Consider the following 18623-nt stretch of genomic DNA (forward strand, 5'->3'; position numbering starts at 1 on the left):
AACTCTTGAGGGTAATTTAGCTCATACATTTGTCAAAAATAAAATCAAATAAAACAAACTATGAAAACAAAATTTTTAGCTTTAGCACTTGTAACAGGGTTATTTTTAAATTCTTGCTCAAGTAGCGATGACCCAACACCAACCCCAGTTGTTACACCAGCTACAGGTGAAATTACAGGTCCAATTACTAAAGACATAACTTACGCTTACGGAAACTATACTTTAAAAGGAATTGTAAAAATCAATGAAGGTGTAACCGTAACTTTTGAAGCAGGATCAATAATCACGATTGATAAAGCTACTGGAGACAACGCCTTAGTTGTGTTGAAAGGTGGAAAATTAATCACAAAAGGAACTGCTGACAAACCAGTTGTATTTACAGAAAAATCAAAACTTCCAGGATCTTGGGGTGGAATCATTATGTACGGTGATGCTCCAGTAAATGTTGCTGGTGCAAAATCTAGTTCGACATCAGAAGATGGAAATAATATTTCTTACGGAGGAACAAATCCTACTCATAATGGTGGATCATTAGTATATACAAGAGTAGAATATGCTGGTTCAAAATTAGCTGATGGTCAGAAAGAAAATAATGGTTTCACTTTTTACTCAGTAGGTTCAGGAACAACTTTAGATCACTTGGTATCTTACAAAGGTGCTGATGATGGATATGAATTCTTTGGAGGAACTGTGAGTATGACAAACGCAATTTCTTATGGTAACTATGATGATGCTTTTGACTGGCAAGATGGATGGCAAGGTACTGCCAATACAAACTGGTATGCTTATCAAACTGGAAAAGGAAATTACGGTATGGAAATTGAAGCATCTGCAAATGACAATGCTTATGGACCAAAAGTTTCTAATATTACCTTAAGAAGAGAAGCTGGAAATGTACCTGAAGCTGGTGACAATCAAGTTGATGCTTTCCAATTCAAGAGAGAAGGTAATGGTGAATATAGCAATATCATTATAGATGGTTACGGAAATTACACTACAACTGGAACACCTGCAGTAACTTACTTCGGTAGTGCAGTAAGTATCCTTGATGTAGCTACTAATGACCACCAAGTAAAAACATCAAAAATTAAACTATTAAACGTAAAAATCTCAAATACTACTAACATATTACCAATAGGAGCTACTGCTGATATTGTTGTAGCTTTTCCAACAGGTACTTTTGTTCAAAGTAATACCGCTACAGGTGCTTCATTAACAGCTGGTGCATGGTGTACAGTTGACGGAGTAAACTTGCTTACAAAACTGTAAAGAGCTACTACTTAGTTAAAAAAAAATTAAAAACATCCTAAAAATCAGGATGTTTTTTTTTTATAATTATTTTTATTTACCTTTATATCACAAAACAAAGCTGATGGCAAAAAACTACTTTTATATTATACTCTTAGCGGCATTCTTTTTTACTTCGGGAGCAAAAGCTCAAGATAGTAAGCAGCCAAAAATACAAGATGACATTTCAATTGAAGGGTTAAATTTGTATCCAAATCCTGTGACCGCTGGCAAAGTCTATATTTCTTCAAAAAAAGAATTAGACAAGGAAATTATTATTTTTGATGTGCTCGGGAAAAAAGTATTGCAAACCATAATTAGCGACAAAGAATTAAATGTCTCTAATCTTTCACCTGGAGTTTACATCATAAAAATAAAAGAAGAAGAATCAACTAGCAGCAGAAAATTAATAATACGATAATTCTTCTTAATAAAAAGTCACAAAAAGTTCCAATAATCATTGGAACTTTTTTTATATCAAAACAATATACGATTTCATATATCAAATTAGAAAGTGTGGCTTATAAAGCTCATATCTGATATTCTTAGGTTTTTGCACTAATTGCCATTGAAATTGATTTTGAAATTGATTTTGTCATCGAATCACTATCTTTGCCACAAAAAAAGAAGTTGATTACAGCCAGCGATATATTTGCCATTTCGAGTCAGAAGCAATTTGAAAAAATAGCTTTAAAAATTTTTCGTTACCAATATGAAAACAATTTGGTTTACCAAGAATTTTGCGATTTATTAAAAACCAATCCGCAGAAAGTAAAGTCACTGCATCAAATTCCTTTTTTACCTATTCAATTTTTTAAGAGCCATAATGTGGTTTCAAATAACGATCCAATTGAAACTACTTTTACCAGTAGCGGTACTACAGGAGTCATTACTAGTAAACATTTGATTACTGATGTTTCTATTTACGAAGAAAGCTATCGCAAAGGGTTTTCACAATTCTATGGTAATATTGAAGATTATGTAGTCTTGGCTTTACTTCCTTCTTATCTGGAAAGAGAAGGCTCATCTTTAATTCATATGGTGGAAGATTTAATTCAGCTAACCAATAATAGCGATAGTGGTTTTTACCTACACAATCATGAGGAATTAATTAAAAAATTAGTTGAATTAGATGAAGCTGGACAAAATGTAATTTTGATTGGAGTTACCTATGCTTTATTGGATTTAATTGAAAAAAGGACTTTCAATCTTCAGAATACCATTATCATGGAAACGGGCGGAATGAAAGGCAGACGCAAAGAGATGATTCGCGAAGAATTGCACGAACAACTTTGCAACGGATTTGGCGTTTCAGCCATTCATTCAGAATACGGAATGACCGAACTACTTTCTCAGGCTTATTCATTAGGAAACGGCATATTTGAATGCCCTTCGTGGATGCAAATACACATTCGCGACACCGAAGATGCATTAACATACATAAATGATGGTAAAACTGGTGGAATTAACGTAATTGATTTAGCCAACATCAATTCCTGTTCATTTATTGCCACACAAGATTTAGGCAAAAAATATCCCAATACCACTTTCGAAGTATTGGGACGTTTTGATAATTCAGATATTCGAGGTTGTAACTTAATGGTGATTTAATTCTTAAACAAATTAAATCTGTAAAACCTTAGACTACTCTAATCACAAAATAATTTTTCTTTCCGCTTTGTAACAATACAAATTGATTGTTAATCAAATCTTTGGCAGAAAGCACAAACGTTTCATTTATTTTTTCTCTGTTTACAGAAATTGAATTTGCTGTTAATGCACGTCTAGCCTCCCCATTCGATTTAAAGAAACCCGTTTTTTCATTTAAAACAGAAACGATATCCAGACCTACTTCAATGTCTGATTTCGCGATTTCAGCTTGAGGAACACCATCAAAAACTTCTAAGAAAGTTGCCGAATCCAATTTCTTTAAATCTTCAGCATTGGAGTTTCCAAACAAAATATTCGATGCTTGAATTGCTTTTTCTAATTCTTCTTTTGAATGTACAAAAACAGTAATCTCTTCAGCTAGTTTCTTTTGTAACACTCTTAAATGTGGCGCTACTTTATGCTCTTCGATTAATGCTTCAATAGTCTGTTGATCTAAAAAAGTAAAGATTTTAATGTATTTTTCAGCATCAACATCAGTTGTATTCAACCAAAATTGGTAAAATTTATATACTGAAGTTTTATCAGCTGTTAACCACACATTACCACCTTCAGATTTTCCGAATTTAGAACCATCGGCTTTCGTGATTAACGGACAAGTCATTGCAAAAGCTTTGGCCTCTTCGCCTACATTCATTCTACGAACTAACTCAGTTCCAGTGGTGATATTCCCCCATTGGTCTGAACCTCCCATTTGCAATAGACAATTGTATTCTTTATGCAAATGATAGAAATCGTAACCTTGAATCAATTGGTATGTAAACTCTGTGAATGACATTCCTTCGCCTTCTCCTGACAATCTTTTCTTCACGGAATCTTTGGCCATCATATAATTTACAGTGATTCTTTTACCCACATCACGAGCAAAATTGATGAATGACAAATCTTTCATCCAGTCGTAATTATTCACCAAAACTGGCGCATTTACAGCAGTATCATTAAAGTCTAAAAAGCGAGACAATACGCCTTTTATTCCTTCAACATTTTTATTCAAGGTAACTTCATCCAACAAGTTTCTCTCATCAGATTTTCCAGATGGATCTCCGATCATTCCTGTCGCACCACCAACTAGAGCGATTGGTTTGTGTCCAAAGTTTTTAAGATGAACTAATAAAATTATCGGAACCAAACTACCAATATGCAAAGAATCTGATGTAGGATCAAATCCAATGTAAGTAGTAGTCATTTCTTTTAAAAGTTGTTCTTCGGTTCCAGGCATGATATCGTGCACTAAACCACGCCATTGTAATTCGGAAATTATATTTTTCATTTCTAATATTCAATTTTGGGCAAAGATAGTGATTCAATTATGAATTATAAATTATGAATTATGAATTGAGACAACAAAACTCAACTTATCAAACTTAAACTTATCAAACTTAAAAGCTTAAAAACTTTAAACAAAAAAACTTAGAAACTTAGAAACTTAGAAACTTTAAACTTATTACATTTGTAAATATGGTATTAGTAACAGGAGGAACAGGTTTAGTCGGCGCGCATCTCTTAATTCATTTAGCGGATAAAAGAGAAGAAATTCGGGCTATTTATAGAAACGAAGAAAATGTCCAAAAAACTAAATCTTTATTTTCGTTATACAAAAAAGACGCCCTGTTCGAAACCATCCAGTGGGTTGAGGCCGATATTCTTGATATCCCATGTTTAGAAAAGGCTTTTGAAGGAATTGACGAAGTTTATCATTGTGCTGCGATGATTTCTTTTGATCCAAATGACGAAGATCTTATCCGAAAAACTAATATTGAGGGTACTGCTAATATTGTCAATTTTTGCCTGAATAATAATGTCCATAAACTTTGCCATGTGAGTTCGATCGCCGCTCTTGGCGACTTGGCGGCTCACGAAACGATCATCACCGAAGAAACCGAATGGAATCCCGAAAAACTTCATAGCGATTATGCCATTTCAAAATATGGCGCAGAAATGGAAATTTGGCGCGGACAACAAGAAGGCCTAAATGTAGTAATTGTAAATCCAGGTGTTATAATCGGTCCGGGATTTTGGGATCAGGGAAGTGGTGAACTTTTTACAAAAGTTAAAAACGGATTGCCATTTTATACCAAAGGTTCAACTGGTTTTGTTGCTGTTGCAGATTTAGTAGCTATTATGTACCAACTAATGAAAAGCACTATCGCTGGAGAACGATTTACTGTAATTGCCCAAAATATTGTTTTTCATGATTTTTTGAATTCGATTGCTGATGCTTTAAAAGTCAAAAGGCCAAGCTATCATGCGACGCCTTTTATGATAAACACATTATCAAAGTTGGATTGGTTCTACTCTACTGTCTTTAGACAAAAAAGACAACTCAGCAAATCATCTGCTAAATCATCTTATACCACAGATTTATATTCTAATGAAAAAATAAAAAACGCCTTGAATATTACATTCCAAGACGTTCCTGATTACATAAAAAGAATTACAGCTTTATAAATTTCGATTATTTTTTAGCCTTTAAACTCTTTTTGATTTTTGATTCATTAATAGAATCACTTTTCTTTTTGGCTTTTAACTCTTTGGCTTTTTTAACTTTATCCAATGAATCTTTCTCCTTTTTAATTTTTAATTCTTTAGCTTTCTGAACTTTTTTTATTGAATCCTGAATTTTTTTTGCTTTAGCTTTTCTTATTGCGGCTTCTTTTTGATCAGCTTTTTTATTAATTAAATCTACAGCGTCTTTCTCTTTTTTCAGGCGATCGTTTATATGATCAAACATTTTTTTGTATTCTCTGTAATCAGCTGCATAATAGGCGTTGCTTTGTGCCAACTGAGTACTATCAATATTGTATTTTTTAAAAATGTACGTCTTTGGATCAATACCATTCGGATTTAATGAATTTGGATTTTGATATTTTATCGCCTCAAGGATTGACATGTCATAAAAAATATTTTCCATAACCTGTTGATCAATTAAATTATCTGGTTTTTCAACCAGATCCTTATTGCAACTTAAAAACAAGCAAACCAATCCAATAATAAATATGATTTTTTTCATCAGCAATTAATTTTCACGATCAAATAACAATCTCTGACCTGCGCGAATATCTTTTACTTTGAAACCAGAATAAACCAGTTTACCATTTACAAAAGTATGTGTAATTCTTGATTTGAAAGTAAAGCCCTCAAAAGGAGACCAACCACATTTTGAAAGTATATTTTCTTTTTTCACACCCCAAGGCAAACCGGAATTAATAATTACCAAATCGGCAAAATAACCTTCTTTGATAAAGCCTCTTTTTTCAATTTTGAAAATTTTGGCAGGGTTATGGCACATTTTTTCGACGATTTTCTCAATACTTATTTTCCCTTGATGATATGCTTCAAACATTGCTACAAGTGAATGTTGCACAAGTGGACCACCAGAAGGTGCTTGTAAATATTTTTGTTTTTTCTCTTCCAGAGTATGTGGAGCATGATCAGTAGCAACTACATCAATACGCCCATCGTTAAGAGCTTCCCACAACGCTTTTCTGTCATTGGCTGTTTTTACAGCTGGATTCCATTTGATAAAATTACCTTTGGTTTCGTAATCATCATTAGTAAACCACAAATGATGTACGCAAACTTCGGCAGTAATCTTTTTTTCTTCCAACGGAATTTTATTGGTAAACAATTCCATTTCTTTGGCAGTAGAAAGGTGAAAAACATGTAGTCTTGCTCCTGTTTTCTTAGCCAAAGCAACAGCTTTGGAAGAAGATAAATAACAGGCTTCTTCACTACGAATAAGATGATGAGCCGTTACTGGAACATCTTCACCATATTCTTCTTTATATTTTTCTAAATTATTTTTGATAGTCTGCTCGTCCTCACAATGAACGGCAATCAACATATTGGTACATGAAAATATTTTTTCTAAAACTGCTTCGTCATCTACCAACATGTTTCCGGTAGAAGAACCCAAAAATATCTTGATACCAGCTACATTTTTTGGATTTGTTTTCAAAACTTCTTCCAAATTGTCATTAGTAGCACCCATCATAAAAGAAAAATTGGCGTATGATTTCTCGGCAGCAATTTGGTATTTCTCTTCAAGAATTTCCTGTGTAACAGCGTTTGGAACCGTATTAGGCTGTTCGATATAAGAAGTTATCCCACCAGCAACAGCCGCTCTAGATTCCGATTCAATATCACCTTTATGAGTAAGTCCAGGTTCTCTAAAATGCACCTGATCATCAATAACCCCGGGAATAAGATAATTTCCTTCGGCATCAATAATCATACAATCTGAAGTTTTTAGACTAATATTCTCCGAAATTTCAACAATCAGATCATTTTCAACAAGTAGATCACCTTCAAAAATAACACCTTCATTTACTATTTTAGCATTTTTAATTAAATATCTATTCATAGCATTCTCTTTTACAAACTGTTAAATATTTTCTTTAAACGCAATAATATTACACCAAATACAGCCTCAACAATTATGGTCTTACTCATTTTGGATTGTCCTTTCGTTCTATCCGTAAAAATAATAGGAACTTCTGAAATAGCCAATTTTTTACAGTATGTACGGTATTTCATTTCAATTTGAAAAGCATAACCAACAAATCTAATTTTATCCAAGTTTATCGATTCGAGTACAACTTTTTTATAACACACAAAACCTGCAGTCGCATCATGTATTTTCATCCCGGTAATCATTCGCACATACACTGAAGCAAAATACGACATTAAAACACGGCTTAATGGCCAGTTCACAACATTTACGCCAGTTACATAACGTGAACCAATAGCTAAATCTGCATCCCCAAAATGACAGGCATCATATAATTTTTCCAAATCATTTGGGTTGTGTGAAAAATCTGCATCCATTTCAAAAATAAATTCGTAATTATTTTTCAATGCCCATTTAAAACCATGCACATACGCTGTACCTAGTCCTGATTTTTTTGTTCTATTTTCTAAAAATAGTCTCCCTTTATATTCTTCCTGAAGCATAACTACCTTTTCAGCAGTACGATCTGGAGAATTATCATCAATAACAAGAACATGGAAAGGTTTGCGTAAAGAGAGTACTGCCCTGATAATGCTTTCAATGTTTTCAATTTCGTTATAGGTAGGAATTATAACAATGCAATTGTTCATATTTTGGTTAATTTCGTTGCAAAAGTAACCTTTTTATGCCATTTGATTATTATAAATTTATAATAAATAATGTTATAAAAATTACTAATTTTGCCCTAATTATGACAGACCATGTACTTCATCCTAGAATAACAGACACAAGCGATTGGGTAACTATCGTTTTTATTTTGACGTTAGGTATTATTGCTACAACCAAATCACTTTACGAAAATCGTTTTGAAGATTTCACCAAATTGATTTTCTCTGACAAATACGCACGAATTTACAGAGACAGTAGCCATTTGATGGGTGTGTTTTCTATTTCATTGTTTTTTGTTCAGATAATTTCCTTTTCGTTTTTTATTCAAATTTTACTAAGCCGTTTTGGTTACGGAGAGAAAACAGATTGGGTATTATTTATCCAAATTTTCACTTTTGTTATCTATTTTATTTTGTCAAAGTTTTTGATTGAAAAAATCATCGCGACTACATTTCAGATAGAAGAATTAGTCGAACAATTTAATTTACAAAAGGTCACCTATCGAACATATGTTGGCTTATTGTTACTGCCAGTGGACATCATTTTGTTCTATTATGATTCCATTTTAAAAAACATACCACTGATTGTTCTGTATAGTATTTTAGCGCTGAACGTATTGCTTTATTTGTTCTCAATAAAAAACTACAGAAAAGAAATTTTCAGTAAGTTGTTTTATTTTATTTTGTATCTTTGCACTCTTGAAATAGCACCCTATTATTTTATGTATTATTGGTTTACAAAAGATAGTGTTTAGAAATTATTAAATATATGAAAGTCAAAACAATTTTGGTCTCCCAACCAGAACCTAAAGTGGAAAATTCCCCATACTTTGAGTTGCAACAAAAACATAAAGTAAAAGTTGATTTCAGACCTTTTATACACGTAGAAGGAGTAAGCGCTAAAGAAATTAGACTTCAAAAAATCGATCTAAACAACTATACTGCTATTATATTAACAAGTAAAAATGGTGTAGATCATTTTTTTAGAGTAGCGGAAGAAATGCGTTACAAAGTTCCTGAAGGTTTAAAATACTTTTGTCAATCTGAAGCGATTGCATTTTACTTGCAAAAATATGTTGTTTATCGAAAACGCAAAATTTACGTTGGACCAAAAGATTTTGCCGATTTATCGCCTTTAATCAAAAAATATAAAGACGAAAAATTCTTATTACCAGCATCAGATCAATTAAATGCTGATATTCCTGTAACATTAAACACTTTAAAAGTTGACTGGACACCAGCTATTTTTTACAGAACAGTTATGAGTGATTTATCAGACTTGGCTGATGTTTATTATGATGTTCTGGCTTTCTTTAGCCCAACAGGAATTAAATCTTTATATAAAAATTTCCCTGATTTTGAACAAAATAATACCCGAATAGCCGTTTTTGGAAGTACTACTCAAAAAGAAGCTCTCGATCACGGATTACGTGTAGACATTATGGCTCCAACACCTGGAACGCCATCAATGACTATGGCACTAGAAAAATACATTGCCGAAGTCAATAAAGCAAAATAACAACAACGCTAAGAATACTTTTAAATCCAAATTCCAATAATTTCAATTGGGATTTGGATTTTTTATTTTTAAATCATTTCTGCTATTTGATTACAAAACATGCCTGAATTGAGATTATAATTAGAAAATCCGTCAATTAGGAAATTTGATAATTACGTCTAAAACACCCATAAAAAAACCGAAAGAGTCATTTATTATGAGCTTCCGGTTTTTTTTTTTTTTAATCTAATTGACTAATTTTCTAATTATTTATTTTACCTCCTATTATTATAAATTGAAATGTAATACAGCAAAGTAGCAATCGAACCCAAAGCAGCTACTACATACGTTCTTGCCGCCCATGTTAAAGCGTCTTTAGCACCAGCTTGTTCTTCTCGGGTTAACATTCTTTTATTTTCAAGCCAAGCCAAAGCCCTGTTACTGGCGTCATATTCTACAGGCAAAGTCACAATCGAAAATAAAGTGGTTGCCGCAAATATGATAATTCCAATCAATAATAATTGTGGAAAAGTACGAATCATTAAGATTCCTGCTAACAAAATCCATTGCATATAATTTGAAGCTACATTCACAATTGGCACCAACTGAGAACGCATTGTTAACCATTGATAACCAACAGCATGTTGTACCGCATGACCACATTCGTGCGCAGCAACTGCAGCAGCAGCAGCGTTTCTTTGATTATAAACTGCTTCACTCAGATTTACCGTTTTATCAACTGGATTGTAATGATCCGTTAATTGTCCCGGAGTTGAAATCACTCTTACATCACGGATTCCGTTATCAGCAAGCATTTTTTCGGCAATTTCGGCGCCGGACATTCCGTTTTGCAAATGCAGTTTTGAGTAAAACTCAAATTTATTTTTTAGTGTAGAACTTACTAACCAACTTGCAAGCATGATTCCACCCGCAAGTATTAAATAACTCATTCCCATATTTTTTGTTTTTAATGTTTCTTGTTTTAAAAGAAGCATCAAAATCTGAACCAAATTATAATTGTGTCATTTTGGCATTACAAATTACTTACAAATTGTTATAAAGGCTATCAATTCTGCACCTTCATAATAAGTGAAAGAGACATTTATAACCTCATACCCTTCAACGGACTTGGCATCCAAAAAAACTTCAACTTCTTTTGCCAATTCATCTTTCATACCTGTGAAACCGGCTTTTTTATTTAAAATATGAACTTCGTGTTTTTTCATTTTTTATACTTTTAAATTAAACATGACAGAAAAACTAACTGCAAATTACACAAATCATCACAAACTGATTTAACAAAAAATCCAAGGCTCATAGAGCTTGGATTTTATATATTTTAAAAACGAATTACAAATCTTCTTCTAATTGGTGATTTATTGTCTCAAATTTTTCGATCAGAATATTGACTTTTTTTTCTTCTTTTCTGATGTATCTTGGCCTAAAATAAAACCATGAAAATCCAAACCATAACAATACCAAACCATAACTAAATACAGCCCAAAATTGCGTCATTTGAGATGTATACTCATACATGTACAGACCCAATCCGGTTCCGAGAATTAAAAAATACAAACTCAATATTGTTGATTGCAGAAATTTTTGCTTTGTCTTTATTTCAATTAATTTTTGCAAATATTCAGAATTGGTTTTAGTGCTATCTATTTTTTTAAAAGCAGCAAATAATCTATTATAAACGAACAAATACATCGCCATTGCGATAATAATTAAAACAATTCCGATTTTAGTAGAGATAAATTCAGGTTTGAAATAAAACCAAATAAAAAGAATAAACAATGCTGTTGTAACAAGGTGAAGATTTGTCAATATCAATTTTCTCATACTTAGTTTTTTGAAAGTATTTAATTTAGAAAGTAAATCATTCATATCAGGCTGATTTACGGATTGCTGTTTCCATAAATCTTTGAAATCTATATTGTTATTTTCCATTTTCTTTAAATTTATGAGTCAGCTTTTCTTTAATCCTATGAATTTTTACTCTGATATTAGCTTCAGAAAGCCCGACTATTTTTGCTATTTCTGCTTGCTTAATATCTTCAAGTTCCAATGAAATAATGATACGTTCGATTTCAGGTAATTCGGCAATACATTTGTACAAAAACTGAATTTGAGGCTCTAATGAATATTGCTTTTCTTCGGTGATATGTGCTGGCAATTCTGATTTAGGGAAACGTTTCTCTTTCTCAATTTGCTTTAGACAATTATTAGAGGCGATTCTAAAAATCCACGTTCCAATACTCGATTCATTTCTAAAAGTGTCTAATTTTTGCCAGACAATTATAAACGTTTCCTGTGCCAAGTCCTGAGCGACATCATAATCATTAACAAAACCCATGCAGAGCCTGAAAATTCTATCCCAATATGATTTATAAATATTTTCAAACTCCATTCTTAACTTTTTATAAAATTATTAAGCTGCGTTTGGTACCATTCTTTATCATCATACATAATAAAGTGTAAACCTTTGTTAGCATATTGAAAATTCGCTGTTTTCAAGTTTTTATATTGATTTTCAATGGTAGGTTTTAAATTGGCAAAATAAGATTCCAATAAGATTAATGAAGGACATTTTATCGTTGCAATTTTATCTCTCAAATCAGTATTAGAAAAATCGCAATACATTTGAGCAAAAGTATTTCTATCAGATTTCAGGCTCCAGTCGACAACCATGTCTAGCTTTGAAGTATCAGCCAAAAGTTTCGGCATGTTTGATTTTTGCATTTGAAAAAATTGATCACCAGACATAGCTGTTATTTGATTTACCATTGCAGAGCAATCATTGTTTTCTTTTGATTTAAAAGAAGGATCCATTAATGCCGATAAACTCGGTAAAGCATCCACAACTACTATTTTACTGATTAAGTCCGGATAATCAGCAGCAATTGCAAGTGCCAAACCTCCTCCCATACTATGTCCTATTAAAATCGGTTTTTCAATTTTATTTGCTTGAATATAATCAGCGATTTCTGTTTCCCAACTTTTGAACGATGCGTTTGGCTGAGATTTCACTCCAGCAAAACCTGCCATTGTCAAAGTGTAGCAAGTAAAATCTTTTTCAAAATTAGCTTTGGTTTCATTCCAAACTTCACCCGAAGATGCGAACCCAGGAATAAAAATTATAGACTGTTTTCCTTTTCCAGACTTTACAACCTCAAACGGATATGATTTTGTTTTTGCAAACACATTTAAACATAATGCCGAAAACAATAATACGATAACTAAGATGATATACTTTTTCATTTTTTAATAGTTTTAAATTGTTAATTAATCGGATCCTACGTTTGGATACTGTAAGAATCAAAATGTTACAGATCGCAAAATATTTTTTTTCAATTAATTGACAAACAAAACATTAATCGCTTACAAACACTTGTTTTCGGATTAAAAATTAAATCTAAAAAAATAATTTGGAATTGATATTGTGCCATGGATTAAAATGACTCAATGATTTAAATCTGTTGGAATTATTTTAAGCTGTGGCGGATTTATTTTTTCTAAATAAAAAATCCAAACCTCAACAATTGTTGAAATTTGGATTTTAAAAATTATTAATATTTGATCTAGAAATTTGATTGTTTCATAGACAACATTATTTATCCGACCAAATTGATGATTTTACCCGGAACTATAATCACTTTATTTGGTGTTTTTCCGTCTAATTGTTTTTGTGTTCTTTCGTCTTTCATAACAATTTCTTCAATTTGCGCTGCGGTTAAATCCAAAGGCAATTTGATAGTGAAACGCATTTTCCCGTTGAAAGAAACTGGATATTCTTTTTCAGATTCTACTAAATGTTTTTCATCAAAAACTGGGAATGGAACTCTTGCAATAGAATCATCATGTCCTAATAACGACCATAATTCCTCAGCAATATGTGGCGCATAAGGCGAAATCACAATTGCCAATGGCTCCAGAATAGCACGAGAATGACAATTTTGAGTTGACAATTCATTCACACAAATCATAAACTGCGAAACCGAAGTATTAAAAGAGAAACCTTCGATATCTTCCGCTACTTTTTTAATGGTTTTGTGTAATGATTTTAAGTTGTCTTTGGTTGGTTCGTCGTTGTTTACGATTAAACCATTTTCGTCAAAATACAAACGGCACAGTTTTTTTAAGAAACCAAAAACTCCCGAAATACCAGCCGTGTTCCAAGGTTTTGCTTGTTCCAATGGGCCTAAAAACATTTCATACAAACGCAAAGTATCTGCACCATATTCAGCGCAAATATCATCAGGAGTAACAACATTATATTTCGATTTCGACATTTTTTCAACCTCGCGACCTACAATGTATTTTCCGTTATCGTCTAAAATGAATTCCGCATCCTTATAATCTTCTCTCCAAGCTTTGAATTTTTCAATATCTAATTCATCTGAAGCATTTACAAAATGGACATCAGAGTGAATCGGTTGAACGCTCTCACCATTGATTTTATTTTTAGAAATAAACGAATTTGTTCCTTCAATTCTATAAACAAACGCACTCGTTCCCAAAATCATTCCCTGATTAATCAGTTTTTTGAATGGCTCTTCGGTTGGTGCAAAACCTTTGTCTTTTAAAAATTTATTCCAAAAACGAGAATACAATAAGTGACCTGTTGCGTGCTCGCTTCCACCAATGTATAGATCTACACTTTCCCAATATTTCAATGCTTCTTTGCTGGCAAATTCGCTATCATTTTTGGCATCCATATAACGCATCCAATACCATGAACTTCCCGCCCAACCCGGCATGGTGTTCAACTCAAGAGGAAATATTTTTACGTTATCTATTAACTGCGTACTGACAACTGCATTCTGCAAACTGTCCCAAGCCCAAACTGCCGCGTTTCCTAAAGGAGGTAAACCGTCTTCGGTTGGTAAATATTTCTCTACTTCTGGCAAAATGATAGGCAAATGCTGCTCATCAATCATTTGTGGTAAACCATTCACATAATACACTGGGAAAGGTTCCCCCCAATATCTTTGGCGGGAGAAAACCGCATCACGCAAACGGTAATTGGTTTTTCCTTTTCCTTGATTTATTTTTTCTAACTCTTCAATTACTTTTTGAGTTCCTTTTTTATAATCCAATCCGTTTAAGAAATCCGAATCCACTAATTGAAACCCTTCTTTCGCTCCAAAAGCGGCCTCTGAAATATCTTTATCAAAAATATTCTTGATAGCCGGCATCCCTTTCTGTCCTTTGAAGAAATTAGCAAAAGCATAATCACGCTCGTCACCACAAGGAACCGCCATGACTGCTCCTGTTCCGTAACCCGCCAGAACATAATCTCCAATCCAAACTGGAATTGCTTCCTTGGTAAACGGATGTTCTGCATAAGCGCCGGTAAATACTCCCGAAATGGTTTTTACATCAGCCATACGCTCACGTTCAGAACGTTTTGCGGTTTTTTCGATATAGGCTTCAACTTCTGCTTTTTGTTCCGGAGTTGTAATTTGGGCCACCAATTCATGTTCTGGTGCCAAAGTCATAAAAGTCACTCCAAAGATAGTGTCAGGTCTTGTTGTAAAAACTGATATACTGCTTTCTGAATTCTTTAATCTGAATTCTACCGAAGCTCCAACCGATTTTCCAATCCAGTTTCTTTGAGATTCTTTTATAGATTCGCTCCAATCAACATCATTCAAACCGTCAAGTAAACGCTCTGCATAAGCAGAAATTCGCATACTCCATTGGGTCATTTTTTTTCGAATAACTGGATATCCTCCACGTTCCGAAACACCGTTTACAATTTCATCATTTGCCAAAACCGTTCCCAATCCCGGACACCAGTTTACTTCTGTTTCTGCCAAATAAGTTAATCGGTATTGCAAAAGAATTTTTTCCTGCTCTTCTTTAGAATAAGATTTCCATTCGGCAGCTGTAAAAATAGAAACGTTATCATCACAAACGGCTTCAATCACAGCATTCCCTTGTTCTTCAAAAACTACAACAAGCTCTGAAATATCAAAAGCTTTACCTTGTTTTTTGCAATACCAGGAATTAAATAACTGAATAAAAATCCACTGCGTATATTTGTAATAATCAGGATTTGAAGTTCTCACTTCACGATCCCAATCAAATGAAAACCCAATTTTGTCCAATTGCTTTCTGTAACCCGCAATTTTGTTTCCTTCCTTGTCAACACCGCCGTCAATATTTACGCGTGTAGTGTCTTCCGGACGTTGCCCTGTCTGAATTGCATACTGTTCAGCCGGTAATCCAAAACTGTCGTAACCCATCGGGTGCAAAACATTAAAACCTTGGTGTCTTTTAAAACGCGAATACACATCCGAAGCAATATAACCCAGCGGATGCCCCACGTGCAATCCCGCCCCAGATGGGTAAGGAAACATGTCTAAAACATAATATTTTGGTTTATCTGAATTGTTTTCGGCTGCAAAAGTTTTGTTGTCTGCCCAATATTTTTGCCATTTGGACTCTATTTCGTTTGGATTGTATTTCATTTTTTAAGTTACTAAGTAGCTAAGAAACTGAGTTTCTAAGTTTTTGTTCAAATATTAAGTTTGCAAATTTACATTTATTGTATGGGCTTTGAAAATAATTTGTTGATCACTTTAGCATTAATTATTTGGGCGTGACCCTTCGTAAAAACTACGGGTCGGGCTGTCCGTTCCCGCTTTTTTCTTTTTCAATTACCTCGGTTTGCACCTCAGCAATTGAAAAAGAAAAAGAGCTCCACTTCCATCCCTCACGCAGCTTCAGGGTTTTAAATATAAAATTTGTAAAAAAATTCAACAATTAAGCACGTAAAAATACTTATGTTTACAGTATGTTTTAAAAAACACACCTGATTATGTCAACAAAAAAATATAAAATTGAAGTGCGCATATGGATTGAGGAATCCGAAGGTCCTTTCTTGGGCATTGGCAAAATCTGGCTTTTAGAGAATATCCAAAAAACAGGTTCTATCACCAATGCCGCCAAAGAAATGAAAATGGCCTATCGCCAAGCCTGGCAATTAGTTCAGGAAATGAACCAGCGTGCCGAAACTCCCTTGGTCGAAAAACTATTAGGCGGAAAAGGTGGCGGTGGCGCCCGTTTAACCGAAGCTGGCAAAAATGCAATCGCTACATTTTATGAAATTGAAAAACGCATCAACGATTTTACACAACAAGAATTTCAAAATATAAACTTTTAGACTTAACCAACTTCAAAAGAACTTTATTCTAACTTATGAAACCAAAAAATCATTTATTATACTTTACCATTACGTTCTTACTTTTTCTTTTTTGCGAAAATTTATCAGCCCAAATCGATAGTAACATCACCAATTTATTAGTCCAAAAAAAAATCATTACACAACGTGAAGCCGATTCATTATTAGTCATAGAAAGTTTTAATAAAAAAGTCAATTCAGAAAACAAAATATTCACCGTTGGATTAGAGTTTAGACCAAGAGGCGAATACCGAGACGGTTACCGACAATTACCGAACGACACCACCAAACCGGCATTTTTTGCTTCACAACGAAGCCGTTTAAACATCAGTTATGAGCAACCAAAATTTAAATTTCTTACCTCAATCCAAGACATTCGCGTTTGGGGACAATACGGACAAGCTTCGGTAACGGGATCTTTGAATGTTTATGAAGCTTTCGCCGAAGTTGAAATTGTAAATAACTTCTCGGCTAGATTAGGTCGCCAAAAAATAGAACTGGACAACGGGAGATTATTCTCGGCAGCCAATTGGAGCCAAACCGGACGCGCCCATGACGGAATTGACTTGATTTATAAAAACAATAAAATCGAAACAGAATTGTTTACTGCTTTCAGTCAAAGTTCAGAACGTATTTTTGAGACTTCGTATTCACCTACCACTTTCAACAATTACAAAATGTTAAACTTGCATTATTTAAAAGCCGAACTAAATCAAAATTTCACTTTAACAACCATAAACGCAGCTGACAGTTTTGAAAGTAAAACCAATTCACAGACATTATACACAAGAGGAACTTCGGGAGGACGATTGGAATTTGAAAAAAACGATTGGTATTTAACTCTAGCGGCCTATTACCAATATGGGCAATTGCAATCTGGTGCAAAAATTTCAGCTTATTACTTTCAACCCGAAATTCAATACAAACTAAAAAAATGGACGACACGTTTGGGTGCCGAAATTATGAGTGGAGACGATGCCACACAGCCTTCGGAACTATCTAAATCTTTTGTGCCTTTGTATGGCGTGGCTTGGAAATTTATGGGAAATATGGATTATTTTACCACTTTTCCAAAAGATGTAAAAAATGGTGGTTTGATAAATCCATATTTATTTTTCAATTATGATTGGAATAAAAATCTTTCTATACGTTCTGATTTTCATTTATTTTACTTAGAAAATAAAATTTTAGATTCTCAAAAAAATGTTGTTGATCCGTATTTAGGATACGAAAACGATTTGATCTTGAGATACAAATACAATACTTTTACGAGCATTGATTTAGGTTTTTCGTATTTATTTGCAGATAAAAACATGGAAGTTTTAAAAGGAGGAAATAGCAATTCGACCCCACTTTGGAGTTATGTAATGATTACCTTTAAACCCGAATTATTTAGTTCTAAAAAATAGTCAATAGCCACATATCACAATGATTATTAAAGATTTATCTTGAAACCCAATTTTATCTATGGTAAAAAAAGCGTCACTCATGAAAACTAAGACAAAACTACTTTCATTATTTCTAATCCTTTTTGTTACAAACTCTATTTTCAGTCAACAAAAAGCCACCATTGTTGTTGCCGCGAATTTGAAGATCGCAATGGATTCCATTGAAAAAGTGTATCAAACAAAATATCCAAACGATGTGATTCAGATTACTTACGGAGCTTCCGGGAAATTTTATGAGCAAATCTCGAATGGAGCACCTTTTGATTTATTTTTCTCTGCTGATATGAATTATGCCAACTTACTAAAAAATAAAGGCTTTGCAGTTTCTCCAATAAAACGATATGCAATAGGAAGATTAGCAATTTGGAGCAAAAAAATTGATCCAAATACAGCAAAAATGAATTCACTTTTAGAT

19 protein-coding genes are annotated in these 18623 nt (G+C 33.3%); 9 read left to right on the forward strand and 10 right to left on the reverse strand.

Annotated elements, in window-relative coordinates:
• The first annotated feature begins 60 nt into the window (after positions 1-60).
• From VLC96_RS08240 to VLC96_RS08250, 3 genes are all read left to right on the forward strand, one after another.
• Complete coding sequence (locus VLC96_RS08240; RefSeq protein WP_325262024.1) at positions 61-1269, forward strand: beta-helix domain-containing protein; 1209 nt, start codon at positions 61-63, stop codon at positions 1267-1269.
• A 103-nt stretch (positions 1270-1372) separates the two neighbouring features.
• On the forward strand, positions 1373-1708 hold the full coding sequence (locus VLC96_RS08245) for a T9SS type A sorting domain-containing protein (protein ID WP_325262026.1): 336 nt from the start codon (positions 1373-1375) through the stop codon (positions 1706-1708).
• A 209-nt stretch (positions 1709-1917) separates the two neighbouring features.
• Positions 1918-2898, forward strand: a complete 981-nt coding sequence (locus VLC96_RS08250) for a LuxE/PaaK family acyltransferase (protein ID WP_325262028.1) — start codon at positions 1918-1920, stop codon at positions 2896-2898.
• A gap of 28 nt (positions 2899-2926) precedes the next feature.
• Here VLC96_RS08250 and tyrS read toward each other — a convergent pair whose 3' ends face one another.
• Positions 2927-4225, reverse strand: a complete 1299-nt coding sequence (gene tyrS, locus VLC96_RS08255) for a tyrosine--tRNA ligase (protein WP_325262030.1) — start codon at positions 4223-4225, stop codon at positions 2927-2929.
• A gap of 188 nt (positions 4226-4413) precedes the next feature.
• Between tyrS and VLC96_RS08260 the strand changes: the two genes are divergently transcribed.
• Entirely contained in the window at positions 4414-5403 is a 990-nt protein-coding gene (locus VLC96_RS08260; RefSeq protein WP_325262032.1) for an NAD-dependent epimerase/dehydratase family protein, read from the forward strand.
• A 7-nt stretch (positions 5404-5410) separates the two neighbouring features.
• On the opposite strand, the gene VLC96_RS08265 is transcribed toward VLC96_RS08260, so the two are convergent.
• Genes VLC96_RS08265 through VLC96_RS08275 form a run of 3 tightly spaced genes read right to left on the reverse strand, consistent with a single transcriptional unit; the run spans position 5411 to position 8055 of the window.
• Positions 5411-5965, reverse strand: a complete 555-nt coding sequence (locus VLC96_RS08265) for a DUF4296 domain-containing protein (protein ID WP_325262034.1) — start codon at positions 5963-5965, stop codon at positions 5411-5413.
• A 6-nt stretch (positions 5966-5971) separates the two neighbouring features.
• Positions 5972-7318 carry a dihydroorotase gene (locus VLC96_RS08270; RefSeq protein ID WP_325262035.1) on the reverse strand — a complete coding sequence of 449 codons (1347 nt, stop codon included), beginning with the start codon at positions 7316-7318 and terminating at the stop codon, positions 5972-5974.
• 11 nt (positions 7319-7329) lie between these two features.
• Entirely contained in the window at positions 7330-8055 is a 726-nt protein-coding gene (locus VLC96_RS08275) for a polyprenol monophosphomannose synthase (RefSeq protein WP_325262036.1), read from the reverse strand.
• Between the two features lie 101 nt (positions 8056-8156).
• Here VLC96_RS08275 and VLC96_RS08280 point away from each other — a divergent pair, with 101 nt between their 5' ends.
• Together VLC96_RS08280 and VLC96_RS08285 are read left to right on the forward strand one after the other, a co-directional pair.
• The gene (locus tag VLC96_RS08280) at positions 8157-8828 is read left to right on the forward strand and encodes a DUF4271 domain-containing protein (RefSeq protein WP_325262037.1); all 672 of its coding nucleotides are present in this window, start codon (positions 8157-8159) and stop codon (positions 8826-8828) included.
• Positions 8829-8842: 14 nt separating this feature from the next.
• Positions 8843-9592 carry a uroporphyrinogen-III synthase gene (locus VLC96_RS08285; protein WP_325262038.1) on the forward strand — a complete coding sequence of 250 codons (750 nt, stop codon included), beginning with the start codon at positions 8843-8845 and terminating at the stop codon, positions 9590-9592.
• A gap of 254 nt (positions 9593-9846) precedes the next feature.
• Here the strand turns inward: VLC96_RS08285 and VLC96_RS08290 are convergent, their stop codons facing one another.
• From VLC96_RS08290 to leuS, 6 genes are all read right to left on the reverse strand, one after another.
• Positions 9847-10527, reverse strand: coding sequence for a zinc metallopeptidase (locus tag VLC96_RS08290; RefSeq protein ID WP_325262039.1), 681 nt, complete (start codon positions 10525-10527; stop codon positions 9847-9849).
• 84 nt (positions 10528-10611) lie between these two features.
• Positions 10612-10797 carry a hypothetical protein gene (locus tag VLC96_RS08295; protein ID WP_325262041.1) on the reverse strand — a complete coding sequence of 62 codons (186 nt, stop codon included), beginning with the start codon at positions 10795-10797 and terminating at the stop codon, positions 10612-10614.
• A 124-nt stretch (positions 10798-10921) separates the two neighbouring features.
• Positions 10922-11521 carry a hypothetical protein gene (locus tag VLC96_RS08300; RefSeq protein ID WP_325262043.1) on the reverse strand — a complete coding sequence of 200 codons (600 nt, stop codon included), beginning with the start codon at positions 11519-11521 and terminating at the stop codon, positions 10922-10924.
• A complete protein-coding gene (locus VLC96_RS08305; RefSeq protein ID WP_325262045.1) occupies positions 11511-11981 on the reverse strand; it encodes an RNA polymerase sigma factor in 471 nt (156 codons plus the stop codon). Before VLC96_RS08305 ends, VLC96_RS08300 begins: the two co-directional genes overlap by 11 nt.
• Positions 11982-11983: 2 nt before the next feature.
• A complete protein-coding gene (locus VLC96_RS08310; RefSeq protein ID WP_325262046.1) occupies positions 11984-12832 on the reverse strand; it encodes an alpha/beta fold hydrolase in 849 nt (282 codons plus the stop codon).
• A 353-nt stretch (positions 12833-13185) separates the two neighbouring features.
• Positions 13186-16047, reverse strand: a complete 2862-nt coding sequence (leuS, locus tag VLC96_RS08315) for a leucine--tRNA ligase (protein ID WP_325262047.1) — start codon at positions 16045-16047, stop codon at positions 13186-13188.
• Between the two features lie 350 nt (positions 16048-16397).
• Between leuS and VLC96_RS08320 the strand changes: the two genes are divergently transcribed.
• The 3 genes from VLC96_RS08320 to modA all read left to right on the forward strand — a co-directional run.
• Positions 16398-16742, forward strand: coding sequence for a winged helix-turn-helix domain-containing protein (locus VLC96_RS08320; RefSeq protein WP_325262049.1), 345 nt, complete (start codon positions 16398-16400; stop codon positions 16740-16742).
• Positions 16743-16777: 35 nt separating this feature from the next.
• Positions 16778-18169, forward strand: coding sequence for an alginate export family protein (locus VLC96_RS08325; RefSeq protein WP_325262050.1), 1392 nt, complete (start codon positions 16778-16780; stop codon positions 18167-18169).
• Positions 18170-18248: 79 nt separating this feature from the next.
• On the forward strand, positions 18249-18623 hold a 375-nt coding region (gene modA, locus VLC96_RS08330), incomplete at its 3' end, for a molybdate ABC transporter substrate-binding protein (protein ID WP_325262051.1).

This window comes from Flavobacterium sp., assembly GCF_035456085.1.
GTDB lineage: Bacteria > Bacteroidota > Bacteroidia > Flavobacteriales > Flavobacteriaceae > Flavobacterium.